At 50.4% G+C, this 23,927-nt stretch carries 21 protein-coding genes and 1 pseudogene; 10 read left to right on the top strand and 12 right to left on the bottom strand.

Annotated features, from left to right (window positions below; all coding sequences use genetic code 11):
* The first annotated feature begins 106 nt into the window (after window positions 1-106).
* Together HEM79_RS21480 and HEM79_RS23205 are read left to right on the top strand one after the other, a co-directional pair.
* Complete coding sequence (locus tag HEM79_RS21480; protein ID WP_176241504.1) at window positions 107-1,174, top strand: glycosyltransferase family 9 protein; 1,068 nt, start codon at window positions 107-109, stop codon at window positions 1,172-1,174.
* A gap of 39 nt (window positions 1,175-1,213) precedes the next feature.
* Window positions 1,214-1,369 carry a hypothetical protein gene (locus HEM79_RS23205; RefSeq protein ID WP_434059435.1) on the top strand — a complete coding sequence of 52 codons (156 nt, stop codon included), beginning with the start codon at window positions 1,214-1,216 and terminating at the stop codon, window positions 1,367-1,369.
* A gap of 44 nt (window positions 1,370-1,413) precedes the next feature.
* On the opposite strand, the pseudogene HEM79_RS23200 reads toward HEM79_RS23205, so the two are convergent.
* The 4 genes and pseudogenes from HEM79_RS23200 to rfaD all read right to left on the bottom strand — a co-directional run.
* Window positions 1,414-1,938 (bottom strand): annotated as a pseudogene (locus tag HEM79_RS23200) (O-antigen ligase family protein); the annotation flags it as partial.
* Between the two features lie 537 nt (window positions 1,939-2,475).
* Window positions 2,476-3,435: a lipopolysaccharide heptosyltransferase RfaC gene (rfaC, locus tag HEM79_RS21470; RefSeq protein WP_021551648.1), complete on the bottom strand. Its 960-nt coding sequence runs from the start codon at window positions 3,433-3,435 to the stop codon at window positions 2,476-2,478.
* Between the two features lie 3 nt (window positions 3,436-3,438).
* Window positions 3,439-4,485 (bottom strand): ADP-heptose--LPS heptosyltransferase RfaF, encoded by a 1,047-nt coding sequence (gene rfaF / locus HEM79_RS21465; RefSeq protein ID WP_000699257.1) that lies wholly within the window; start codon window positions 4,483-4,485, stop codon window positions 3,439-3,441.
* A 2-nt stretch (window positions 4,486-4,487) separates the two neighbouring features.
* The gene (rfaD, locus tag HEM79_RS21460; RefSeq protein WP_032178217.1) at window positions 4,488-5,420 is read right to left on the bottom strand and encodes an ADP-glyceromanno-heptose 6-epimerase; all 933 of its coding nucleotides are present in this window, start codon (window positions 5,418-5,420) and stop codon (window positions 4,488-4,490) included.
* A gap of 213 nt (window positions 5,421-5,633) precedes the next feature.
* On the opposite strand from rfaD, the gene kbl reads away from it, so the two are divergent.
* The 3 genes from kbl (at window position 5,634) to waaH (ending at window position 9,284) form a co-directional block, all read left to right on the top strand.
* Window positions 5,634-6,830 (top strand): glycine C-acetyltransferase, encoded by a 1,197-nt coding sequence (gene kbl / locus HEM79_RS21455; protein WP_016159957.1) that lies wholly within the window; start codon window positions 5,634-5,636, stop codon window positions 6,828-6,830.
* A 13-nt stretch (window positions 6,831-6,843) separates the two neighbouring features.
* A complete protein-coding gene (gene tdh / locus HEM79_RS21450; protein WP_176241492.1) occupies window positions 6,844-7,869 on the top strand; it encodes an L-threonine 3-dehydrogenase in 1,026 nt (341 codons plus the stop codon).
* A 380-nt stretch (window positions 7,870-8,249) separates the two neighbouring features.
* The gene (gene waaH, locus HEM79_RS21445) at window positions 8,250-9,284 is read left to right on the top strand and encodes a UDP-glucuronate:LPS(HepIII) glycosyltransferase (protein WP_176241493.1); all 1,035 of its coding nucleotides are present in this window, start codon (window positions 8,250-8,252) and stop codon (window positions 9,282-9,284) included.
* Here the strand turns inward: waaH and HEM79_RS21440 are convergent.
* Genes HEM79_RS21440 through gpmM form a run of 3 tightly spaced genes read right to left on the bottom strand, consistent with a single transcriptional unit; the run spans window position 9,271 to window position 13,071 of the window.
* Entirely contained in the window at window positions 9,271-10,230 is a 960-nt protein-coding gene (locus HEM79_RS21440; RefSeq protein ID WP_176241494.1) for a divergent polysaccharide deacetylase family protein, read from the bottom strand. The genes waaH and HEM79_RS21440 overlap by 14 nt on opposite strands.
* 3 nt (window positions 10,231-10,233) lie before the next feature.
* Window positions 10,234-11,493 carry a murein hydrolase activator EnvC gene (gene envC, locus HEM79_RS21435; RefSeq protein ID WP_016159958.1) on the bottom strand — a complete coding sequence of 420 codons (1,260 nt, stop codon included), beginning with the start codon at window positions 11,491-11,493 and terminating at the stop codon, window positions 10,234-10,236.
* A gap of 33 nt (window positions 11,494-11,526) precedes the next feature.
* The gene (gene gpmM, locus HEM79_RS21430; protein ID WP_010357695.1) at window positions 11,527-13,071 is read right to left on the bottom strand and encodes a 2,3-bisphosphoglycerate-independent phosphoglycerate mutase; all 1,545 of its coding nucleotides are present in this window, start codon (window positions 13,069-13,071) and stop codon (window positions 11,527-11,529) included.
* 242 nt (window positions 13,072-13,313) lie between these two features.
* On the opposite strand from gpmM, the gene HEM79_RS21425 reads away from it, so the two are divergent.
* The 5 genes from HEM79_RS21425 (at window position 13,314) to cysE (ending at window position 16,586) form a co-directional block, all read left to right on the top strand.
* Window positions 13,314-13,745: a rhodanese-like domain-containing protein gene (locus HEM79_RS21425; RefSeq protein WP_001156181.1), complete on the top strand. Its 432-nt coding sequence runs from the start codon at window positions 13,314-13,316 to the stop codon at window positions 13,743-13,745.
* A gap of 139 nt (window positions 13,746-13,884) precedes the next feature.
* Window positions 13,885-14,136: a glutaredoxin 3 gene (grxC, locus tag HEM79_RS21420; RefSeq protein WP_000024392.1), complete on the top strand. Its 252-nt coding sequence runs from the start codon at window positions 13,885-13,887 to the stop codon at window positions 14,134-14,136.
* 62 nt (window positions 14,137-14,198) lie between these two features.
* Window positions 14,199-14,666, top strand: coding sequence for a protein-export chaperone SecB (gene secB, locus HEM79_RS21415; protein ID WP_176241495.1), 468 nt, complete (start codon window positions 14,199-14,201; stop codon window positions 14,664-14,666).
* On the top strand, window positions 14,666-15,685 hold the full coding sequence (gpsA, locus tag HEM79_RS21410) for an NAD(P)H-dependent glycerol-3-phosphate dehydrogenase (protein WP_001076199.1): 1,020 nt from the start codon (window positions 14,666-14,668) through the stop codon (window positions 15,683-15,685). Before secB ends, gpsA begins: the two co-directional genes overlap by 1 nt.
* Before the next feature lie 79 nt (window positions 15,686-15,764).
* The gene (gene cysE, locus HEM79_RS21405) at window positions 15,765-16,586 is read left to right on the top strand and encodes a serine O-acetyltransferase (protein WP_176241496.1); all 822 of its coding nucleotides are present in this window, start codon (window positions 15,765-15,767) and stop codon (window positions 16,584-16,586) included.
* A 38-nt stretch (window positions 16,587-16,624) separates the two neighbouring features.
* Here cysE and trmL read toward each other — a convergent pair whose 3' ends face one another.
* From trmL to HEM79_RS21380, 5 genes are all read right to left on the bottom strand, one after another.
* The gene (trmL, locus tag HEM79_RS21400) at window positions 16,625-17,104 is read right to left on the bottom strand and encodes a tRNA (uridine(34)/cytosine(34)/5-carboxymethylaminomethyluridine(34)-2'-O)-methyltransferase TrmL (protein ID WP_176241497.1); all 480 of its coding nucleotides are present in this window, start codon (window positions 17,102-17,104) and stop codon (window positions 16,625-16,627) included.
* A 195-nt stretch (window positions 17,105-17,299) separates the two neighbouring features.
* On the bottom strand, window positions 17,300-18,490 hold the full coding sequence (gene lldD, locus HEM79_RS21395; RefSeq protein ID WP_021551645.1) for a quinone-dependent L-lactate dehydrogenase: 1,191 nt from the start codon (window positions 18,488-18,490) through the stop codon (window positions 17,300-17,302).
* Window positions 18,487-19,263, bottom strand: coding sequence for a transcriptional regulator LldR (gene lldR, locus HEM79_RS21390; protein WP_010349909.1), 777 nt, complete (start codon window positions 19,261-19,263; stop codon window positions 18,487-18,489). The genes lldD and lldR overlap by 4 nt, the downstream gene beginning before the upstream one ends.
* Window positions 19,263-20,918 carry an L-lactate permease gene (gene lldP, locus HEM79_RS21385; RefSeq protein ID WP_135523843.1) on the bottom strand — a complete coding sequence of 552 codons (1,656 nt, stop codon included), beginning with the start codon at window positions 20,916-20,918 and terminating at the stop codon, window positions 19,263-19,265. Before lldP ends, lldR begins: the two co-directional genes overlap by 1 nt.
* Window positions 20,919-21,457: 539 nt before the next feature.
* Window positions 21,458-23,927 (bottom strand): YadA family autotransporter adhesin (locus HEM79_RS21380; protein WP_183082712.1); only part of this gene is annotated, 2,470 nt, incomplete at its 5' end.

Raw genomic sequence — 23,927 nt, 5'->3', positions numbered from 1 at the left:
GTACAGAAGAATCAAAGGATAGGACAAGAAAAAAAATACAATATAAAGCTTCAACTGATTCTTATGCTAATTAATCATCCTGAAACTAAAATAATATGGTATAAAAATGCGTTTAGGTACTTTTCATAAAAAGAAAAGGTTTTATATAAACAAAATCAAGATTAATTTTCTTGCTTTTTTATTTCGTAAGAAAATCAATCATCAAGTTACAGAACCAGCGCAAGTTAAATCATGCCTTATCATTCATGATAATAACAAACTCGGTGATTTAATTGTATTAAGTTCGATTTATCGTGAACTTTACAGTAAAGGGGTTAAAATAACCGTTCTTACAAATAGAAAGGGTGTGGAGTTTCTCTCTAATAATAAAAATATATTTGAGTTCTGTATTAAAGAATCAATGGGTTCCTTTAAAATGCTTAGTCTATGTAAGCATCTGCGGAATTTACAGTTCGATATTGTATTAGACCCCTTTGAGACTATGCCTTCATTTAAGCATAGTTTAATATTATCAAGTTTTAAAGATTCTTACATTCTGGGTTTCGATCAATGGTATAAGCGTTACTATTCATTTTATCATCCCCACGATGAATGTTTAAAAGAACACATGAGTACACGAGCAATAGAAATACTGAAGCATATTTATGGTGAGGGTGAATTTTCCACCGACTACGACTTGCATTTACCTGTAGATGTTGAAAATAAAATAAAAAATATTATTGGCGACTCTAAAATCGTAATTATAAATCCATTGGGGGCAAAGAAAATATGTAGATTAACATCAGAGCAGATATGTTTTATATATCAACTGATCAAAAGTAAATTACCGAACTATAGAGTTATATTTACCGGTTTACATCAAGATCTAAAAACAATATCTATACCTGATATTGAAATTTTGCCATATAAAGATTTTATTTATACAGTGGCGCTTACTAAGTTTAGTAATTATGTTATATCTGTTGATACTGCTCTTGTACATATAGCATCAGCGTATAAACGTCCTACACTTGCTCTTTATCCAAATGCGCGTCGTCAAAGTTATCCCTCACACTTAATTTGGGGACCAAATAATCCTAATGCGATACAAATAATTTCTCCAACTTTTACGGTACAAGATATCGATTCAAAGATATTATTCTCATCCTTGAATAAGTTAATCACCGATAAATAAAAAGTGGGGATTCCCACTTTTTATTTATTCTATTATCTAATGCGGTTGGCTTTTACTTTTCTAATCATAATTAATAGCGTCAGTGCTGAAATTATTATAATTGGGATACTTCTAGCCCAAATGATTACATCACTAACACCGATACCAATAATACCTAAAGTTAATGCGAAAAGACCTATATTTCTCTCAGTATAAGCGGTGAAGCATAATGCAATATAAAAGAATAATACAGATACTATTCCTAAGATCCCTTTTAACGACGCGGCTTCGATTATTTCATTATGTAAATGTATATTAGTAAATTCTAATGCTCCAGCTAAGCGACTTTGCTCAGAGACAAATAAATGCATCTTTTGCGCACGCGCTTCTGCTGATCTCAATGTAAATGCAGATTCTTTGAAAATGTCTATACCCATTTCATACATTGCTATTCTGGCACCGAGTGATGAATTACTATTATTAGAATAATGTACTAAATCATTCACTCCTTCTTCGTATCTATTTTGTAATGTTTGAGAAAATGAATATATAAGGCCTGTTAGAAGTACAATGAATACTATAGCAGATGTTAATATCTTTTTTGGATATTTAATATAAAACAAAACAAATATTATTACACAAATAAGTGGATAAACTATTAACGTTACTCTTGTCTGTGTTAACAAAAGGGCATAGAAATTAGCCAAGCTATTTAATATGAATAAATAAGGATGTTTATTTCTTGTATATAATACCGATACTGAACTTAGTATTCCAATAAACATTATAGAATACGATGCACCTGTAGGAGTCCCGATCTCAAAATATATTCTCTCCCAGTTTGTTTTCATCTTTATATAAGCTGCATAACTTGCTATAATAAATGATAAAGTATAAAGCATATAGAATATGCTATCTTTTTTCAATTTTATTCTGGTATTCAAGGATAAGAAAACAAAAATCGTACCAAATAGAAATATTTTTGCTGTGTTTAAATAATTATGATAAGTTGCTCGAAAAGGTGAATTATCAACTTTAAATAGTGAATACCAAACTAAATCAACTAATCCTATGATGAATATAGATGATGGGAGAATAAGGGTGTTTCGGTCAATACTTAGTTGCTTACCTCTAAGAATTAGGGCCAATAAACCTACCACAGCCGCAACGTTAAATAATTTTATACTAAGAGTGTTATTGACGAGGGCGATAATTAATAAGACAAAACATAAAACATAAGTCATAATCTCTAAAATTATAGATGATTTTAGAGCGTAAGGTTTCCATGATTGGAGTTTAATGAAGGTTGGCATGTTTTACCTTTATAATGATGATAATTTTTCCAAAACTGCTTGACCGTTGAGATTAATTAAACTTTTCCCCGGCGCCCTACAAACCACCTGATTCTTCCCATATCCGCCAATTAATCCCGGATCGGTCGGTCCATATACAGTAATATTGGGTTTATCCAGAGCCGCAGTTAAATGGCTTAATCCCGTATCCACCGAAACCACGAATTTCGCCCCGGCCAGCACGCTGGCAACACCTTCCAGACTCATCTTCGGCAATACGTCGACATAATCAAATCCTTCCGCCAGCCTTTTCGCCCGAGCTTCTTCATGTGGCGCGCCCCAGGGAAGTTTAATGCGAATCCCTGAACCTGCCAGTAAACCAATTAATTCTCGCCAGTGTTCTTCCGGCCAGTGTTTATCATCACGGGTCGTCGCATGTAGAAATACGGCATATTCGCCAGCATCCGTCGGCAGGTTAGCCAGGAAATGCTGCGCAATGGCATAGTCGCCCTGAGTCTGTGGTTTGCTGTAACCCAGGCTTTTGGCGAACAGCTCACGGGTGCGCTCTACGGCGTGCTGCTGCTTTGCAATATGATGCTTGCGATTGTAAAACAGGCTTGCCAGTGGTTCGCGAGCGGTTTGCCAGTCCATTCCATGCTTAATACCATGCGCCAGACGTGTCACCAGCGCGGCACTTTTTACCAGCCCTTGCGCATCAATAATCGCGTCATAGTTTTCTGCCTGTAGCGTTTCACGAAACGCTTTCCGCTCCGCTTTAATAGGGGCAGAAAACCACGCTTTACGCCAGCGACGTATCGCTACCGGAATAACCCGTTCAACGGCGGCGTGCCAGGAAGGGATCTGTGCAAAGCCTTCTTCCACCACCCAATCAAACTTTATTCCAGGGATTGCCTGCTGTGCATCGGTTAGCGCGGGCAGCGTATGGAGGACATCGCCCATCGACGATGTTTTAACGATCAAAACCCGCATCCGTCAGGCTTCCTCTTGTAACAACAGTGCGTTGAGTTCTTCCAGCACGCGCTGTGGCGTAATGTCGATCAGACTCTGGTGATACCCTTCTGCGGCATCGCCTTTACGCACTTTGTGGTAGCCTGTAATCAGACGAATTACTCGCGCTTTATGAGAAAGCGGCGGCGTAAAGTCCGGGCTGCTTGGCCCATACAGTGCGACCAGCGGACGATTCAGTGCTGCTGCGACGTGCATCAGACCAGAATCGTTGGTGACTATGGCTTTACAGGCCGCAATCAGAATAACGGCTTGATCAAGCTGTGTTTCTCCCGCCAGATTACGACACCATGCCTGCTGCTCGGTATTCAGTGCAGCGAGTATCTCATTGCCCGCCTCATGATCTTTCGCCGAACCAAACAGAACCACCTGATAACCTTCATCAATTAGCTGTTTTGCCAGTTCTGCGTAGTGGTAGTGCGGCCAGCGTTTTGCCGGGCCAAACTCCGCGCCCGGGCAAAAGCCAATCATCGGACGTTCTGATGAGAGGGAAAATTGGTTACAGGTATACGATTTTTCACCTTCGCTCACCTGCAATTGCGGCCATAACAACGGTTTTGGTAGATCTTGTGCGGTACGCATTACACCTTTGTCATAGGCCAGCGCGACATAGCGTTCCACCATTAGCGGCCAGTCTTCTTTATCAAGCACACGCACATCGTTGAGTAAACCGTAGCGCATTTCACCGCGCCAGCCGGTGCGATGTGGAATCCCTGCGAAGAAAGGCACTAATGCGGATTTAAAGGAGTTGGGTAAGACGTAGGCGCGGTCGTAACGTTTTTCGCGCAGGCTATGTCCCAGCTTGCGGCGTTCGCTGATCTCCAGCGCCCCGTGACCGAGGGGCATAGGGATAGCTTCGTTAACTTCCGGCATCCGCGACAATAACGGACGGCACCACGCCGGTGCCATCACGTCGATTATCGCCTGGGGATAGCGCGCCTGGAGCGTGCGATAGAGACTTTGCGACATCATCATGTCGCCAACCCAAGACGGGCCTATCACCAAAATCTTCATAGTTACGCGTCGCGATTCAGCCAGGCCATATATTCCGTTACACCTTCAGCAACGGTTTTGAACGGTTTGTCGTAACCCGCCGCGCGCAGATTAGTCAGATCCGCCTGAGTAAACGCCTGATAGCGGCCTTTCAGTTTATCCGGGAACGGAATGTATTCGATCTGGCCTTTTTTGTGGTAAGCCAGCGCCGCATCCGCTACTGCCTGGAAGGATTCCGCACGACCAGTGCCGAGGTTGAAGATGCCGGAAACGCCATTTTCCAGGAACCACAGATTCACATCTGCCACGTCGCCCACGTAGACGAAGTCGCGTTTAAAGTTCTCGCTACCTTCGAACAGTTTCGGTGATTCACCGTTGTTAAGCTGGGTGTTGAGATGGAAAGCGACGCTCGCCATGCTGCCTTTATGACCTTCACGCGGCCCATAAACGTTGAAATAACGGAAGCCAACAATCTGCGAGTTCGCTTCTGGCAGAATTTGACGAACATATTCATCAAACAGGAATTTTGAGTAACCGTAGACGTTCAGTGGTTTTTCGTATTCGCGGGATTCAATAAAGTCGGAGGTGCGTCCGCCATAGGTCGCTGCGGAAGATGCATACAGGAACGGAATTTCGCGCTCCAGACAGTAGTGCAGCAGCTCTTTGGAGTATTGATAGTTGTTATCCATCATATACTTGCCATCCCACTCGGTGGTGGATGAGCACGCGCCTTCGTGGAAAATCGCTTCGACATCGCCGAACTCTTCGCCAGCCATAATCTGGATCAGGAAGTCTTCCTTATCCATATAGTCCGCGATATTCAGATCCACCAGGTTCACAAACTTGGTGCCGTCTTTCAGGTTGTCCACCACCAGAATATCGGTGATGCCTTTATCATTCAGGGCCTTAACGATGTTGCTGCCGATAAAGCCCGCGCCGCCGGTAACGATGATCATAACTGTAACCTTCGAATTATGGAGTCAGAGACAATCTCAGACACGAATACTTCTATCATATCACTACACGACGTTGGCTTCAGCCATTCGCCGAAAGTGAGAGTGATGGGCGTTATTTATTCTAAATTTTACAGAAGTGTTAACGCGTCATCTCGTCGCGACCTATAAGTTTGGGTAATATGTGCTGGAATTTGCCCTGTCTGGAGAATCGCAATGCGTGGAGAATTTTATCAGCAGTTAACCAACGACCTGGAAACCGCACGGGCGGAAGGGTTGTTTAAAGAAGAGCGCATTATCACGTCTGCGCAGCAAGCAGACATCACTGTGGCTGATGGAAGCCACGTCATCAACTTTTGTGCCAATAACTATCTTGGGTTGGCGAACCACCCAGAGCTGATTGCGGCGGCAAAAGCGGGAATGGATTCTCATGGTTTCGGCATGGCTTCAGTACGTTTTATCTGCGGCACTCAGGATAGCCATAAAGAGCTTGAGCAGAAACTGGCGGCATTCCTGGGTATGGAAGATGCGATTCTCTACTCTTCCTGTTTTGATGCCAACGGTGGCCTGTTTGAAACGCTACTGGGCGCGGAAGACGCCATTATCTCCGACGCACTGAACCACGCGTCTATTATTGATGGTGTGCGTCTGTGCAAAGCCAAACGCTATCGTTACGCCAACAATAATATGCAGGAGCTGGAAGCGTGCCTGAAAGAGGCGCGTGAAGCCGGGGCGCGTCATGTGCTGATCGCCACCGACGGCGTGTTCTCGATGGACGGCGTGATTGCCAACCTGAAAGGCGTTTGCGATTTGGCAGATATTTACGATGCGCTGGTGATGGTGGATGACTCCCACGCGGTTGGTTTTGTCGGTGAAAACGGTCGTGGTTCCCATGAATACTGCGATGTGATGGGTCGTGTCGATATTATCACCGGCACGCTGGGTAAAGCCTTAGGTGGTGCTTCCGGCGGTTACACTGCGGCGCGCAAAGAAGTGGTTGAGTGGCTGCGCCAGCGTTCTCGTCCGTACCTGTTCTCTAACTCGCTGGCACCAGCCATTGTCGCCGCCTCCATCAAAGTGCTGGAGATGGTCGAAGCGGGCAGCGAACTGCGTGACCGCCTGTGGGCTAACGCGCGTCAGTTCCGTGAGCAAATGTCGGCGGCGGGCTTTACCCTGGCGGGAGCGGATCACGCCATTATTCCGGTCATGCTTGGCGATGCGGTAGTGGCGCAGAAATTTGCCCGCGAGCTGCAAAAAGAGGGCATTTATGTCACCGGGTTCTTCTATCCGGTCGTACCGAAAGGTCAGGCGCGTATTCGAACCCAGATGTCTGCGGCGCATACCCCTGAGCAAATTACGCGTGCGGTAGAAGCGTTCACGCGTATTGGTAAACAACTGGGCGTAATCGCCTGAGTGAGGATGTGAGATGAAAGCGTTATCCAAACTGAAAGCGGAAGAGGGCATCTGGATGACCGACGTTCCTGAACCGGAACTCGGGCATAACGATCTGCTGATTAAAATCCGTAAAACAGCCATCTGCGGGACTGACGTTCACATCTATAACTGGGATGAGTGGTCGCAAAAAACCATCCCGGTGCCGATGGTCGTAGGCCATGAATATGTCGGTGAAGTGGTAGGTATTGGTCAGGAAGTGAAAGGCTTCCAGATTGGCGATCGCGTGTCTGGCGAAGGTCATATCACTTGTGGTCACTGTCGAAACTGCCGTGGCGGTCGTACCCATCTGTGCCGCAACACGATCGGAGTCGGCGTTAACCGTCCGGGCTGCTTCGCCGAATATCTGGTGATTCCGGCGTTTAACGCCTTCAAAATCCCCGACAATATCTCCGACGACTTAGCCGCAATTTTCGATCCATTCGGAAATGCTGTACACACGGCACTGTCGTTTGATTTAGTGGGCGAAGATGTTCTGGTTTCTGGTGCAGGCCCGATTGGTATTATGGCGGCGGCGGTGGCGAAACATGTCGGCGCGCGTAATGTGGTTATCACCGACGTTAATGAATATCGTCTCGAACTGGCGCGCAAAATGGGTATCACGCGCGCGGTTAACGTCGCGAAAGAAAATCTCAATGACGTGATGGCGGAGCTAGGCATGACCGAAGGCTTTGATGTCGGTCTGGAAATGTCCGGTGCGCCGCCAGCGTTTCGTACCATGCTCGACACCATGAACCACGGTGGCCGTATTGCGATGCTGGGTATTCCACCTTCTGACATGTCGATAGACTGGACAAAAGTGATCTTTAAGGGCTTGTTCATTAAAGGCATTTACGGTCGTGAGATGTTTGAAACCTGGTACAAGATGGCGGCGCTGATTCAGTCTGGTCTGGATCTCTCGCCAATCATTACCCATCGTTTCTCCATCGAGGATTTCCAGAAGGGCTTCGACGCTATGCGTTCAGGTCAGTCCGGGAAAGTTATCCTGAGCTGGGATTAACACGAATAAGGGCTGGTATTCCAGCCCTTGAAGCAGATGGCAAACACAAAATTGCCTGATGCGCTACGCGGTTCCTGCAATATATTAAATTTGCACAATTTGGTAGGCCGGGTAAGGCATAAACAAAGCGCACTTTGGTCAACAACCTGAAAGTCCAAAATACCAGCCCTTTTCCCTGAGGATAATCTGTTAAATATGTAAAATCCTGTCAGTGTAATAAAGATATCGTAATTGCGCTGTTATCTTATATTGCTGCGCTCATCAACTTTCTAGCCTGAAGTGACTCTCTCACCTGTAAAAATAATATCTCACAGGCTTAATGGTTTCTTAATACAAAGCCTGTACAACGTTAGGGTAACTTCAGAGGCCGTCGGTAATTTATGATGAACAGCACCAATAAACTCAGTGTTATTATCCCGTTATATAATGCGGGCGATGATTTCCGCACTTGTATGGAATCTTTAATCGCGCAAACCTGGACTGCTCTGGAAATCATTATTATTAACGATGGTTCAACGGATAATTCTGTTGAAATAGCAAAGCATTACGCAGAAAACTTTCCTCACGTTCGTTTGTTGCATCAGGCGAATGCTGGCGCATCGGTGGCGCGTAATCGCGGGATCGAGGCAGCGACGGGCAAATATGTTGCTTTTGTCGATGCTGATGATGAAGTCTATCCCACCATGTACGAAACGCTGATGACAATGGCGTTAGAGGACGATCTCGATGTGGCGCAGTGCAATGCTGACTGGTGTTTTCGTGAAACGGGAGAAACCTGGCAATCTATCCCCACCGATCGCCTTCGCTCAACCGGCGTATTAACCGGCCCGGACTGGCTGCGGATGGGACTTTCTTCTCGCCGCTGGACTCATGTTGTCTGGATGGGCGTTTATCGCCGCGACGTTATTGTAAAAAATAACATTAAATTTATTGCTGGATTACATCATCAGGATATTGTCTGGACAACAGAATTTATGTTTAACGCGCTGCGTACGCGATATACCGAGCAATCGTTATATAAATATTATCTGCATAATACGTCAGTGAGTCGGTTGAATCGACAAGGGAATAAAAATCTTAATTATCAACGGCACTATATTAAAATTACCCGCCTGCTGGAGAAATTAAATAGAAATTATGCCGACAAAATTACGATTTATCCGGAATTTCATCAACAAATAACTTACGAAGCATTACGCGTTTGCCATGCGGTGCGCAAAGAACCGGATATTATTACCCGCCAGCGGATGATTGCCGAGATATTTACTTCCGGCATGTATAAGCGTCTGATTACTAATGTCCGCAGCGTAAAGGTGGGTTATCAGGCATTACTGTGGTCTTTCCGCTTATGGCAATGGCGCGACAAAACACGGTCGCACCATCGCATTACGCGCAGCGCCTTTAATTTGCGCTAGCGTTAAACTTCGCCGCTTCGGGCTGTTTGCCCCAGCCCTGCCACTGATGCTGGAAGTAAACGATCAGCGTGCTCTGGCTGATGCTTTCGCTTAATACTTCAAAGAAGCGATTAGCATAAACCGGTTCGAGCGGTTTCTTCGGTTTACAAAGCTTCACTCCACGGAACGGATTACGCGGTGCGTCGGGCACAGTGTTCTTCGGCGGTGTAGACGTATCGATCTGCGGTTCATTCAGCAAGCTGCTGGCTTTCACCAGCGTAATGTCTGGCGGCAGGTTATAAACCATCTGTTGCAATACGCGAACTGTTGAAGGGTGAGGATGACCAATGGCGATGGTTGAACCGTTGCGACGCGCCAGGTCAATTGCGCGATTGAACTGCATACGGATGTCCGCTTCGTTCTGGGAATCATCGAGAAACACTTTCCGTTTGATGACTTTTACGCCAGTACCTTGTGCGGCGCGCATCGCCTGGGTATTACCGATAGTCACACTGTCGAGGAAGTAAAGATTGTAACGAGCCAGCGCCTGCATCACTTTCTGCATACCAAAAAGGTTAGAGGTCATCTTGCTGCCCATGTGGTTGTTGATCCCCACGGCATAGGGCACGTTATTGACCGCGCTGCGAATAATGCGCTCAATCTCGTCGCTGCTCATCTCCGGGCGCAGCGTATTTTTCTCCAGCGGCTGTTTACTCAACGGCGCCATCGGCAAATGGATTAACACTTCGTGACCGCTGTTATGCGCTTTGGTCGCCATCTCTCTGGCGTGTGGTGAGTCAGGTAACACGGCGACAGAGATAGCGGAGGGCATCGCCAGCACCTGGTTTTCGTTGTGCGGGCGATAACCAAAATCATCAATGACGATGGCAAGTTTGCCAGCAAGTACAGGGGAGGAGAGAGCCAACAGAGCGGCAAATGCAAGAACGTTACGACGAAATGGAAACAAAACTTATCTTCCCAACCACGGCTGTGGATTGACCGCCTGACCCTGGCGGCGAATTTCGAAATAGAGTGAAGGCCGACCCTGACCGCCACTGCTGCCCACCAGTGCAATTGGCTGACCCGCGCGAACCTGCGAACCAACGCTCACCAGTGCGCTCTGATTATAGCCATAAAGGCTCATATCGCCTTTACCGTGCTCAACCACCACCACCAGGCCGTAGCCTTGCAGCCAGTCAGCCAGAATCACCCGACCGTCGGCAATCGCTTTAACTTCAGTACCTTCAGAGGCACCAATAACCATCCCTTTCCAGCGCAGTTCGCCCTGTAGCTGTTCGCCATAGCGGTGCAGCGTCGGCCCGCGAACAGGCCAGAATGCCTGACCACGCGGCGCACCCAGACCACCGGTTCGGGACATCAGCGATTTTTCGCTTTCAGTCGGTTTGTAGGTGGTGCCTTTGCGCGTCGCTTCTTTCTGGCGGTCGCGAACAGCCTGGGCTTCACGCGCTTCTCGTTCAGCACGCGCTTTCGCTGCCGCTTCTGCACGAGCAATGCTATTACGCAGACGAGATTCGTTGGCGCGCAGTTCACTTAGCTGCTGCTGACCTTGTTGAATGGAAGACTCCAGCCCTGCCAGCGTCTTCTTACGCTCGTTCAGCGCCTGGGTCAGCTTCGCCTGCTGAGCGCGTTGTTCGTATAACAGCGTTTGTTGTTCGCTCTGTTTCTCTTCCAGCTCGGCGCGCTGCATGGCGACTTCTGCGCGTGTTTGCTTCAGTTCGGCGATAGTTTCTTGTCGCGCCTGGTTGAGATAGCCGAAATAAGCCTGTAAACGCTGACCGCGCTGGCTTTCTTCACCGCTGAGAATGAGCTGTATACCCGTATGCTCACCCTGGCGAAATGCAGCGTCCAGTTGCGCAGCGAGACTGCGTTCCTGAGCCGCTTTTTGCTGTTCCAGTTTGGCAATCGAGGCGTTCATCTCATCAATCTGTTTATTCAGTTGATTGAGCGTATTTTGCGTTTCGCGCAGCTTACGAGTGGCTTCGGAGATCGCCTCTTCCTGCTTTTTCAATTGTGCCAGCAGGCTTGAGCGTTGTTGCTGTTGTTGGCGTACCGCACGCTCTTTGGCAGCGATATCAGCCTGAATAGACTTGAGTTGGTCACGGTCATCCGCGTGGGCAGAAAAAGTGCACAACAATACGCCAGCGCAAAGAACGCTGGCGTAAATGATGGGCCTGACTGCAAACCTGCGCGGTTTCGTGGCCCGTGTCATGGTATTAATCGCCTTTCCCCTCATGGGGAGGGATTATTCCACGATGAACAGCGGCTTACCAGTCATCTCTTGCGGGATTTCCATACCCATTAAAGAGAGCATGGTCGGCGCGATGTCAGAAAGTTTGCCACCTTCAACTGCTTTCACGTTTTTATCGCCAACGTAAATCAGCGGAACAGGCAGGTTGGTATGCGCCGTGTGAGCCTGACCAGTAGCCGGATCGCGCATCTGTTCAGCGTTACCGTGGTCAGCGGTGATCAGCAGTTGTCCACCCACGGACTCAACAGCTTTGGTCACTTCTGCCACGCAGTGATCCAGTGCTTCAACTGCTTTAACTGCTGCTTCCATCACCCCGGTGTGACCTACCATGTCGCCGTTCGGATAGTTACAGATGATGGTGTCGTATTTGCCGCTCTTAATTGCCGCAACCAGTTTCTCGGTCAGTTCAGCGGAGCTCATTTCCGGCTGCAAATCGTAAGTAGCCACTTTCGGCGAGTTGATCAGAATGCGATCTTCGCCTTTGAACGACTCTTCTACACCACCGTTGAAGAAGAAAGTGACGTGGGCATATTTTTCGGTTTCGGAAATACGCAGCTGAGTTTTGTCGTTTTTCGCCATCCACTCGCCGAAGGTGTTAACCAGAGAGGCTGGCGGGTAAGCAACGGCGGTTTTGATGTCGGCGGCGTATTCGGTCAGCATCACGAAATCGATGTTAACCACTTTCTTACGCGCGAAGCCGTCGAAATCAGCGTTTACAAATGCACGAGTGATTTCACGCGCGCGGTCAGCGCGGAAGTTCATGAAAATCAGCGCATCGCCGTCTTCCATCGCTGCATCTGGCTGGCCTTCAGCACGAATAACGGTCGCTTTCACGAACTCGTCGTTTTCGTCGCGAGCATAAGCGGCCTGCAAACCAGCAACGGCGGTATCAGCCTGAAACTCACCCTGCGCCAGAGTCAGCAGGTCATAAGCTTTTTCAACGCGATCCCAACGGTTATCGCGATCCATCGCGTAGTAACGACCAATGATGGACGCTACGCGGCCTTTACCCAGCGCGGCAAATTTCTCTTCGAATTTTTTCAGCGAGGATTCAGCACTGCGCGGCGGGGTGTCACGACCGTCAAGGAATGCGTGCAGGTAGATTTTCTCTGCGCCACGTTCAGCTGCCAGCTCTACCATTGCCATGATGTGATCTTCGTGGCTGTGTACACCGCCTGCGGAGAGCAGACCCATGATGTGTACCGCTTTGCCCGCGTTCTTCGCTTTATCTACCGCGCCAGTCAGCGTCGGGTTGGCGAAGAAAGCGCGATCTTTGATTTCAACGTCCAGACGAGTCAGGTCCTGATACACGATGCGGCCGGCACCCAGGTTAACGTGACCTACTTCGGAGTTACCCATCTGACGGTCAGGCAGACCGACTTCCAGACCGGAAGCGTCGATCAGGGTATGCGGACGATTGGCCCACAGTGCATCCATTACCGGGGTTTTAGCACTAAAAATGGCGTTATCCTGCTGTTCTTCGCGATAGCCATAGCCATCCAGAATCACCAGTACCATAGGTTTTTTAGAAACCGACATTGCGACAACCTCATACTCAAGAGTCAAAATTTGCGTAATTTTACTACAGCTGAATCGATAAAATAGCCTCTGAAGATCAAAATATACGACCGCTCGCGGCAAGCTGATGCCAGATTTGCGATTTTTTTTCGTAGCGTGCCGCAAAATTGCATTCCAGTGCACGCGCTGGCTGTATTTGCCGCAACGCGCAGGTATACTCCTTCCCTGGTTTTTAATCACTACGTCGGGAGTTATTACCCCCCATGCAAGAAATTATGCAATTTGTTGGCCGTCATCCCATACTGAGTATCGCCTGGATCGCGTTACTGGTGGCGGTTCTTGTTACTACGTTTAAGAGCCTGACCTCGAAAGTGAAGGTAATTACTCGTGGTGAAGCTACGCGTCTGATCAACAAAGAAGACGCAGTGGTTGTGGATTTACGTCAGCGTGATGACTTCCGTAAAGGCCATATCGCAGGTTCTATCAATCTGTTGCCGAGCGAAATCAAAGCCAACAATGTTGGTGAACTTGAGAAGCACAAAGACAAACCGGTTATCGTGGTAGACGGTTCTGGTATGCAGTGCCAGGAGCCTGCAAACGCGCTGACGAAAGCAGGTTTTGCGCAAGTATTCGTGTTGAAAGAAGGCGTCGCTGGCTGGGCTGGCGAAAACTTGCCTCTGGTGCGCGGCAAATAATTTACCTGTCATCTTTCATGCCGCAGGCAGTTAGCTGTAATTAGACCCCCAGCGACTTATTGATATAAGCTTCTGGGGACACACTATTTGTCGCTACCCTGCAACATAAAACTACAGGTAAAAAAACAGGAGCTAAGTTATGGCCAATGTTGAAATTTATACCAAAGAAACCTGCCCGTATTGCCATCGTGCGAAAGCACTGCTGAGCAGCAAGGGCGTGAGTTTTCAGGAGCTACCGATTGATGGCAACGCCGCTAAGCGTGAAGAGATGATCAAACGCAGTGGTCGCACCACGGTTCCGCAGATTTTTATTGACGCACAGCACATTGGCGGCTGTGACGACTTGTATGCATTGGATGCACGTGGTGGACTGGATCCCCTGCTGAAATAACGTATTAACGTTGGCATTACACTGCGCAGTATTTAAGGACAACACTTAAGGGTTTTCTACACATGTCAGAACAAAACAACACCGAAATGACCTTCCAGATCCAGCGTATTTATACCAAGGATATTTCTTTCGAAGCGCCGAACGCGCCGCACGTTTTCCAGAAAGATTGGCAGCCAGAAGTTAAACTTGATCTGGATACGGCATCTTCTCAACTGGCAGATGACGTTTACGAAGTGGTACTGCGTGTTACCGTAACGGCATCCCTGGGTGAAGAAACTGCGTTCCTGTGCGAAGTTCAACAGTGCGGTATTTTCTCCATCGCGGGTATCGAAGGCACCCAGATGGCACATTGCCTGGGCGCATACTGCCCGAACATTCTGTTCCCGTATGCTCGTGAGTGCATCACCAGCATGGTATCTCGCGGTACGTTCCCGCAACTGAACCTTGCGCCGGTTAACTTCGATGCGCTGTTCATGAACTATTTACAGCAGCAGGCTGGCGAAGGTACTGAAGAACATCAGGATGCCTGATGAACCAACGTAATGCTTCAATGACTGTGATCGGTGCCGGCTCGTACGGCACCGCTCTTGCCATCACCCTGGCAAGAAATGGCCACGAGGTTGTCCTCTGGGGTCATGACCCTGAACATATCGCGACGCTTGAACGCGACCGCTGTAACGCCGCGTTTCTCCCCGATGTGCCTTTTCCCGATACGCTTCACCTTGAAAGCGATCTCGCCACCGCACTGGCAGCCAGCCGTAATATTCTCGTCGTCGTACCCAGCCATGTCTTTGGTGAAGTGCTGCGCCAGATTAAACCGCTGATGCGCCCTGATGCGCGCCTGGTGTGGGCGACAAAAGGACTGGAAGCGGAAACCGGACGTCTGTTACAGGACGTAGCGCGCGAGGCGTTAGGCGATCAAATTCCACTGGCGGTTATCTCTGGCCCAACTTTTGCGAAAGAACTGGCGGCAGGTTTACCAACGGCAATTTCGCTGGCCTCTACCGATCAAACCTTTGCTGATGACCTCCAGCAACTGTTGCACTGTGGCAAAAGTTTCCGTGTTTACAGTAACCCGGATTTCATTGGTGTCCAGCTTGGCGGCGCGGTGAAAAACGTCATTGCGATTGGTGCCGGCATGTCCGACGGTATCGGCTTCGGGGCGAATGCGCGAACGGCGCTGATCACCCGTGGTCTGGCTGAAATGTCGCGTCTGGGCACGGCGCTGGGCGCCGATCCTGCCACCTTTATGGGCATGGCAGGTCTGGGCGATCTGGTGCTTACCTGTACCGACAACCAGTCGCGTAACCGCCGTTTTGGCATGATGCTCGGTCAGGGCATGGATGTACAAAGCGCGCAGGAGAAGATTGGTCAGGTGGTTGAAGGCTACCGCAATACGAAAGAAGTCCGCGAACTGGCGCATCGCTTCGGCGTTGAAATGCCAATAACCGAGGAAATTTATCAAGTATTATATTGCGGAAAAAACGCGCGCGAGGCAGCATTGACTTTATTAGGTCGTGCACGCAAGGACGAGCGCAGTAGCCACTAAACCCAGGGAACCTTTGTTACCGCTATGACCCGGCTCGCGCAGAACGAGCCGGTCATTATCTCATCGTGTGGAGTAAGCAATGTCGTGTGAAGAACTGGAAATTGTCTGGAACAATATTAAAGCGGAAGCCAGAACGCTGGCGGACTGTGAGCCAATGCTGGCCAGTTTTTACCACGCGACGCTACTCAAGCACGAAAACCTTGGCAGTGCACTGAGCTACATGCTGGCGAACAAGCTGTCATCGCCAATTATGCCTGCTATTGCTATCCGTGAAGTGGTGGAAGAAGCCTACGCCGCTGACCCGGAAATGATCGCCTCTGCGGCCTGTGATATTCAGGCGGTGCGTACCCGCGACCCGGCAGTCGATAAATATTCAACCCCGTTGTTATACCTGAAGGGTTTTCATGCCTTGCAGGCCTATCGCATCGGTCACTGGTTGTGGAATCAGGGGCGTCGCGCACTGGCAATCTTTCTGCAAAACCAGGTTTCTGTGACGTTCCAGGTTGATATTCACCCGGCAGCAAAAATTGGTCGCGGTATCATGCTTGACCACGCGACAGGCATCGTCGTTGGTGAAACGGCGGTGATTGAAAACGACGTATCGATTCTGCAATCTGTGACGCTTGGCGGTACGGGTAAATCTGGTGGTGACCGTCACCCGAAAATTCGTGAAGGTGTGATGATTGGCGCGGGCGCGAAAATTCTTGGCAATATTGAAGTCGGGCGCGGCGCGAAGATTGGCGCGGGCTCTGTAGTGCTGCAACCAGTGCCGCCGCATACCACCGCTGCTGGCGTTCCGGCGCGTATTGTCGGTAAACCAGACAGCGATAAACCGTCAATGGATATGGATCAGCATTTCAACGGCATTCACCATACGTTTGAGTATGGGGATGGGATTTAACGTCCTGTGCTCGTGCCGGATGCGATGCTAACCGCATCTTATCCGGCCTGGCGTAATACAGCTCCTGGATACCCCAACTGCCGCCAGGCTTCATACACCACGACCGACACCGCATTGGACAGGTTCATGCTGCGGCTGTCCGGCACCATCGGAATCCGAATTTTTTGTTCAGCGGGCAGGGCATCAAGAATGCTCGCTGGCAGACCGCGTGTTTCCGGACCGAACATCAGATAGTCACCATCCTGATAGCTTACGGCGCTATGGGCGGGTGTGCCTTTAGTGGTGAGGGCAAACAGACGCTGGGGATTTTCTGCTTCGAGGAACGCGCGATAGTCATGATGACGCGTAACGGCAGTAAACTCGTGATAGTCCAGCCCCGCGCGGCGCAGTCGCTTATCGTCCCAGGCAAATCCCATCGGTTCAATGATATGCAGGCGAAAGCCGGTGTTGGCGCAAAGCCGGATGATGTTGCCAGTGTTTGGCGGAATTTCTGGTTCGTAAAGTACGATGTTTAGCATACTGCCCCCTTAGTGCGGGGGCAGGATAGCAGAAAATTAGGGATTAGTGCGGCCTTTTCCCCTCACCCCGACCCTCTCCCCGGAGGGGCGAGGGAGAAAAAGAGTGCTGTGTCGTTTCAGAGTGAGGGAGTATAGACAGCGCCTATCGGTTCCCTCTCCCTGAGGGAGAGGGTTATGGTGAGGGGGCGCAAATGACTATGCTGCATTCCCTTTCGCCATCGGAGCCAATGCCGCCGGCAACTCTTTACCCAACCCCTGCACCAGCGAATCTTGCGTAATTTCACCGATCGATTTCGCGCCAGTCAGTGTCATTGCCACTTTCATCTCTTTCTCGATCAGGTTCAGCAAGTTCGCCACGCCCGCCTGGCCCGCTGTTGCCAGCGCATACAGGAAAGCACGACCCAGCAGTACGGTATCGGCACCGAGCGCGATCATACGCACCACGTCAAGCCCGTTACGAATGCCGCTATCTGCCAGAATGGCGATATCGCCTTTCACCGCATCCGCAATCGCAGGCAGCGCACGGGCAGAAGAGAGCACACCATCCAGCTGGCGGCCACCGTGGTTAGAAACCACAATCCCGTCAGCGCCAAAACGTACTGCATCACGCGCATCTTCCGGATCGAGGATCCCTTTGATCACCATCGGGCCATCCCAGAAATCGCGGATCCACTCAAGGTCTTTCCATGAGATGGACGGATCGAAGTTATTTCCCAGCCAGCCGATGTAATCTTCCAGTCCGGTCGGTTTGCCGAGATAGGCCGAAATATTACCTAAATCATGCGGACGACCGTTCAGGCCGACATCCCACGCCCATTGCGGATGCGTCACCGCTTGCAAGTAGCGGCGCATTGCGGCATTCGGGCCGCTCATACCAGAGTGTGCGTCACGATAACGTGCGCCCGGCGTCGGCATATCCACGGTGAAAACCAGGGTCGAGCAACCCGCCGCTTTTGCCCGTTCCAGCGCGTTACGCATAAAGCCGCGATCGCGCAGCACATAAAGCTGGAACCACATCGGGCGTTTAATGGCTGGAGCGACTTCTTCAATCGGGCAAACTGAAACCGTTGAGAGAGTAAACGGAATGCCGTGAGCATCAGCCGCTTTGGCAGCCTGAACTTCACCGCGACGCGCATACATGCCGCACAAACCCACCGGAGCCAGCGCCACCGGCATCGACAGCTTTTCATTAAACAGCGTCGTTTCCAGGCTTAAGTCGGACATGTTTTTCAGAATGCGTTGGCGCAGCGCCACTTCTGACAAATCCTCCACGTTGCGGCGCAGTGTGTATTCAGAATATGCACCACCATCCATATAGTGGAACAGGAACGGCGGCAGAATGCGTTGCGCTGCGGCGCGATAATCGCTGGCTGCGGAAATAATCATGCGTTTTTCTCCCTCGAATGCTCATTATGCTCACCGGGCAGGCGGGTAATGCGTGCACGGCGAGCCTGATCTTCATCGAATCGTTTCATGGTGGTGTGGACAAAGCTGAGGTGCGCCATCATTGCTTTACGCGCACCGTCGGCATCACCGGCAAAAATGGCGTTAATGACCGCCTGATGCTGTTCAGTCAGTTGCGAAAAAACGGGCGGCACCAGATACATCCGCTGACGACTTTGCATCACTGAAGATTGCAGGACATCAAAGAAACCGCGCATGGTTTGCAGCAGCACGATGTTATGTGAGGCTTCGGCAATTGCCAGATGAAAACGAACGTCCGCTTGCGAGGCGAGATCCGGGTCTTCACTCAGCGTCGCTTCAAAGCATAGCTGTATCTTTTCTTTATCGGCTTGTGTGGCGCGCATTGCTGCGTGCCAGGCGGTGCTGGCCTCAATGGCGTAGCGGGCTTCCAGAATATCGAAGCTGTAATCCGGATCATCAGCCATCAGCGTTTTCAGCGGCTGGACGATGTTTTGCTCCGACCACGCGTCATGGCGCCAGCGGATAAACGTCCCGCCACCGCGACGACTAAGCAGCACACCTTCACTCACCAGCTTTGCCAGCGCCTCGCGCAGGGAATTGCGCGACACGCCGAGCTGCATCGCCAGTTGGCGTTCAGCGGGCAATTTCATGCCCGGTTCCAGATTTTGTTCATCAATCAGCGCCCGCACACGGGAAGCTACCTCGTCTGACAGGCGTCTGGGTATAACCATCATTACGGAATCATCCACGTTAAGACGTAGGCCTGAAGCGTGGTCATCACGCCCACCATACAGGTGAAGATCAGGCTGTGTTTGACAGTAAAGCGGAACAGATCTGACTCTTTGCCCACGAGTCCTACCGCCGCACAGGCAATGGCGATGGACTGCGGAGAGATCATCTTGCCGGTGACGCCGCCGGTGGTGTTGGCAGCAACCAGCAACAGATCAGAGACGCCAATTTGTTGTGCTGCGGTGGCTTGCAGCGCGGCAAACAGGGCGTTAGATGACGTATCCGACCCGGTCAGGAATACCCCCAGCCAGCCGAGGAACGGCGAGAAGAAGGTGAATGCATGACCGGTATGCGCCAGTGCCAGCGCCAGCGTTGACGACAGCCCGGAATAGTTTGAGATAAAGGCGAACGCCAGCACCATGCCGATGGAGTAGATGGGGAGCGCCAGTTCTTTCAGTGTGCTGCCGAAAGTGCTGATGGCGTCAGAGGGTTTCATCTTCAGCCAGACGATAGAGAGCAGCGCAGCAAACAGAATGGCGGTGCCGGTGGCAGAGAACCAGTCAAACTTAAACACGGCGGCGTAGGCAGTGGCTTCGCTGACCACCGGCGGCATACGGGCAACCAGTTTGTCGAGATACGGCACCGGAATGTTGATCACCCACTCATACAGCGCGCCACCCGAAGCGAACAGGGCTTTAAACGGCGGAATACTCCACAGCGTTACGGTGGCGGTCAGGAACAGGAACGGTGTCCAGGCACGCAACACCTGACCCGCCGTATAACCGGTGTGAGCCAGCGTCATATCAACTTGCGATGCACCCAGATCGCCGAAGCGGAAAACGCGCACCGGCTGCCAACGTTTGAGGAACAGTGTCAGGCAGAGCAGCGATACCAGCGAAGAGATAATGTCCGGCAGTTCTGGCCCAATAAAGTTAGAGCTGAGGTACTGTGCGATGGCAAACGAGCCGCCCGCAACCACGACCGCAGGCCACGTCTCTTTGATACCGCGCCAGCCGTCCATAATCGCCATGATCCAGAACAGCACGATAATGGTCATAAACGGTAGCTGACGTCCCACCATCTGGCCAATCTCAAAGCTGTCGATGCCTGTCACCTGTCCGGCAACCAGAATCGGAATGCCCATCGCGCCAAATGCCACTGGCGCGGTGTTAACAATCAGGCACAGCCCGGCGGCGTATAGCGGTTTAAAGCCCAGCCCGACCAGCAATGCGGCGGTGATTGCTACCGGTGCGCCAAAGCCTGCGGCACCTTCGAGAAATGCGCCGAAACAGAAACCGACGATCAGCATTTGCAGGCGCTGGTCAGGGGTTATTGAAAGAATAGATGAGCGGATGATGTCAAACTGTCCGGTTTTCACCGAGATCTTATAGACGAACACCGCCGCAATAATGATCCACGCGATGGGCCACAGGCCGTAGAAGAAGCCATAAACCACTGAGGCCAGCGCATTGGCTACCGGCATTTTGTAGAACAATAGCGCGACGGTCAGAGCGATAGCGACTGTCCATGTGGCGGCGACATAGCCTTTTAGTTTGAGCTTAATCAGCGCAAAGAAAAAAAACAGGATGGGAAGCGATGCTATCAGGCTGGAAAGCCAGATATTCCCGGCGGGATCGTAGTTTTGTTGCCAGAGATTCATTGCAGGTCTCCTGGAGGCCACGCACATCGTGTGATGAGTCTGTTGCTCATCTGCTTGTCACACGTTGTGTAAAAGTGGCACTGCCAATTTTGTTGTGTAGGGATAATGACAATGAATGGTTAACTAAATGTTATGCATTGGCAACGTTAATGTGAGTTTTAATTAGGGAACTGTGAACCAGTGGTCAGATAAGCGAAGAATTGGTAGGGCCAATTATTGTGGGGGAGAAAAATTTGCTGCGGAGCTGGCTTGTGCTCCTCACCCTAACCCTCTTCCCAAAGGGCTGAGGGGACTGATTGTGCTCAGTGTTAGATGGAGCGCGTCCTTCAGCAATGCAAGAAAACCATTATGCACGGTATCAAATGCAGCACGTTTTTCCCCCTCGCCCTCAGGGGAGAAGGCCGAGGTGAGGGGATCAGCGCGCATACAGCCTCAAGCTAATGTTAAAAAGCCGAAGTCACAATCTGTGCAATTTTCAAACAAAAAAAGGGCAACCCTCCTCAGAGAATTGCCCTTCGTCACACTAACTTAATGGGTCATTACCACTGAATACCGGCACCGAGTGCGGCGGAGTATTCACCCTGGCTATTGGTACTACCTTGTAATTTGTAGACCCAACGACCATTGGCGCTCACCATCGACACACCTAAAGCAACTGCCGATTCACCGTTGTAAGTACCGCCACCAATGGAGGCCATGCTGGCACCCGGCGCGTAAGCCTGCGGCAGACCGGTCATTGCCATTGCAGAAGCGATACCACCGCTCAACTTACTTTCGGTTTTAGACAGCTTGTTATCCATCTCAACCATGCGCTGATCGGTGTATTGCTTCGTTTCCTGCACGCTTTGCTTCAACTGTGCGTAGTTCACCGCGTCGTTGTTGTTAACGCCAGCGGAAACGTTGCTGATGCGAGTTGTACCGCCGTTGCCACCACCGAGAGTGATGTTGCTGTAGTCGATGGAACCATCAGCTTTGGTGTCGTAACGCACACCGCCTGCTTCAGAAGACTTCAACTGCGCAACGTTAACCGCGTCGGTAGCATTTTTACCAGCGGCAACGTTGGTGATACGGCGTTGGTTAGTGGAAGAACCTACGGAGATCGTATTTTCTTCGTTTGCCACAGAGCCAGTGCCCAGCGCGACGCTGTTATCAGCGGCAGCAATAGAGCCAGAGCCAATCGCGACACTATCTTTACCCTGCGCGTTAGCATCTACGCCATCGGTGTTGGTCTTGAAGTACTTGGTGCTACCGGTGCTTACGATATCGCCAATGCCATTTTCGATATTGGTAACGCGAGTATCCAGATTCGTCACCTGATTGTTCAGGTTAGTAATGCTCTGGGTATTCTGGGAAACCTGCGCGTCCGTTACTTTCAATTGACCAACGTTAACGGCATCGGTATCTGCCGAACCCGCCGCGACATTAGTGATCTGACGTTGACCATCTTCGCTGCCGACAGAGAACTCACCCACAGAGTTCTGCGGTGCGTCCATGTTGTAGGCGGTGTAGCCAGTCTGAGCGCCACGGGTAGTCTGAGAACCATTACCCATCGCAATACTGTTTGCATGGTTGGCACTTGCGTTGCTACCGATAGCAATACCGTTGATCGCATCTGCCAGAACCAGAGTGTTCAGGCCGATACCAATACCTGCATTACCATTAACAATAGTTTTCGCACCCATTGCCAGCGAGTCTTCACCGACCGCCAGTGAATCTCCTTCCGTTGAATTTGCGTGGAAGTATTTGGACGGCGTAGTGGCGACCGCACCAATGGCATTTTGCAACTGGCGAACGGTCACAGCGTCATGGGCTTCGGAGCCATCGGCGACGTTGATAATTTGACGATATTTGCCATCATCACCAATCGACAATGCGCCAAGCAGTTCGCCGTCAGTGGTGTCGTAACCAATCACAACGCCTTCTTCGGTTACGCTGGTGGCACGAGAGTTTTTGGCAATCACACGGCTGGAAACAGAACTGCTACCCAGCGCAATACCGGTATCAACGGTGCTGCTACTGTTCTGACCAATCGCGACACTGCTTTCGCCGGAAGCGATAGCGTTATAACCCACTGCCGTAGCACCAGAACCCGATGCGCTCGCATCCATAAAGGTTAAGCCAGCGTCATTAGTACGCGCATAGTTCAGACCCGCACCGTTCTCTTCGATGTACGTTGCGTCAGTATTACCGGCAATCTGGTTAATGAGCTGAGAGTTCTGGGTGATCAACGTTTGTGTGGCAAACAGTTGTGAACCATTGACCGCGTCAGTGCTGTCTTCACCAATATTACCATCGGCAACGTTAGTGATAATGCTGGCTTTGCCGTCGCGGCTGGCGCTGAACGCACCATCTTCACCGGCGGTTGCGTCCCAGAGCAGTGCATCATCCAGGGTTGAGTCGATCGCGTCCAGAGCATCACCGACGTTATTGTAATCGGTGTTGGCAATGGAGTACGTCGGCGCACTGATGCTACCGTCAGCATTTACTGTGGCACCACCGCCCAGAGCATCAACAACAGAGTTGCTCACACCGTAGAGTTGTCCACCATTGATGGCATCGGTGCTGGTTTCAGAAACGGCGCCGTTTGCGACATTGGTAATTTTGCTGGCATTGCCACCGTGACCGGCGCTGAATGCACTTGCAGTTTCATCCCACAGCAGAGCGTCGCCCAGTGAAGTGCTAAATGATGTGTTAATCGCCGTCAGAGCATCACCTACGTTATCGTAGCTGGTGTTACCGATAGTGTACGACGGGCCAGTAAATACACCGTTTTCATCAACCGAGGCGTTACCGCCAAAATAGTCTGCCAGTGAATCACTTAAGCTATAGAGTTGCCCACCGTTAACAGCGTCGGTACTGGTAGACGATACTGTCCCAGCAGTGACGTTAGTGATTTTGCTTGTGGCATCGGTGCCGTGTTTGGCGGTGAATGCACCTGAGTCGTCATCCCATGACAGTGCATCCGCACCAAGGTTAGTCACTGTATCAGCCAGGTTGGTGATACTGGTG

The sequence above is a fragment of the Escherichia sp. 93.0816 genome (genome assembly GCF_013368855.2).
Lineage (GTDB): Bacteria > Pseudomonadota > Gammaproteobacteria > Enterobacterales > Enterobacteriaceae > Escherichia > Escherichia ruysiae.
The sequence above is the reverse complement of the archived record's forward strand: the minus strand, read 5'-3'. Positions and strand labels throughout refer to the sequence as shown.

Bases quoted from the DNA above. Each gene is read 5' to 3' on its own strand.
- cysE (WP_176241496.1), top strand. From the start codon at position 15,765: ATGTCGTGTGAAGAACTGGAAATTGTCTGGAACAATATTAAAGCGGAA.
- lldP (WP_135523843.1), bottom strand. From the start codon at position 20,918: ATGAATCTCTGGCAACAAAACTACGATCCCGCCGGGAATATCTGGCTT.
- envC (WP_016159958.1), bottom strand. From the start codon at position 11,493: ATGACACGGGCCACGAAACCGCGCAGGTTTGCAGTCAGGCCCATCATT.
- kbl (WP_016159957.1), top strand. From the start codon at position 5,634: ATGCGTGGAGAATTTTATCAGCAGTTAACCAACGACCTGGAAACCGCA.
- trmL (WP_176241497.1), bottom strand. From the start codon at position 17,104: ATGCTAAACATCGTACTTTACGAACCAGAAATTCCGCCAAACACTGGC.
- HEM79_RS21425 (WP_001156181.1), top strand. From the start codon at position 13,314: ATGCAAGAAATTATGCAATTTGTTGGCCGTCATCCCATACTGAGTATC.
- rfaF (WP_000699257.1), bottom strand. From the start codon at position 4,485: ATGAAGATTTTGGTGATAGGCCCGTCTTGGGTTGGCGACATGATGATG.
- lldD (WP_021551645.1), bottom strand. From the start codon at position 18,490: ATGATTATTTCCGCAGCCAGCGATTATCGCGCCGCAGCGCAACGCATT.
- gpmM (WP_010357695.1), bottom strand. From the start codon at position 13,071: ATGTCGGTTTCTAAAAAACCTATGGTACTGGTGATTCTGGATGGCTAT.
- grxC (WP_000024392.1), top strand. From the start codon at position 13,885: ATGGCCAATGTTGAAATTTATACCAAAGAAACCTGCCCGTATTGCCAT.
- HEM79_RS21480 (WP_176241504.1), top strand. From the start codon at position 107: ATGCGTTTAGGTACTTTTCATAAAAAGAAAAGGTTTTATATAAACAAA.
- rfaC (WP_021551648.1), bottom strand. From the start codon at position 3,435: ATGCGGGTTTTGATCGTTAAAACATCGTCGATGGGCGATGTCCTCCAT.
- secB (WP_176241495.1), top strand. From the start codon at position 14,199: ATGTCAGAACAAAACAACACCGAAATGACCTTCCAGATCCAGCGTATT.
- tdh (WP_176241492.1), top strand. From the start codon at position 6,844: ATGAAAGCGTTATCCAAACTGAAAGCGGAAGAGGGCATCTGGATGACC.
- rfaD (WP_032178217.1), bottom strand. From the start codon at position 5,420: ATGATCATCGTTACCGGCGGCGCGGGCTTTATCGGCAGCAACATCGTT.
- lldR (WP_010349909.1), bottom strand. From the start codon at position 19,263: ATGATGGTTATACCCAGACGCCTGTCAGACGAGGTAGCTTCCCGTGTG.
- waaH (WP_176241493.1), top strand. From the start codon at position 8,250: ATGATGAACAGCACCAATAAACTCAGTGTTATTATCCCGTTATATAAT.
- HEM79_RS23205 (WP_434059435.1), top strand. From the start codon at position 1,214: ATGCGGTTGGCTTTTACTTTTCTAATCATAATTAATAGCGTCAGTGCT.
- gpsA (WP_001076199.1), top strand. From the start codon at position 14,666: ATGAACCAACGTAATGCTTCAATGACTGTGATCGGTGCCGGCTCGTAC.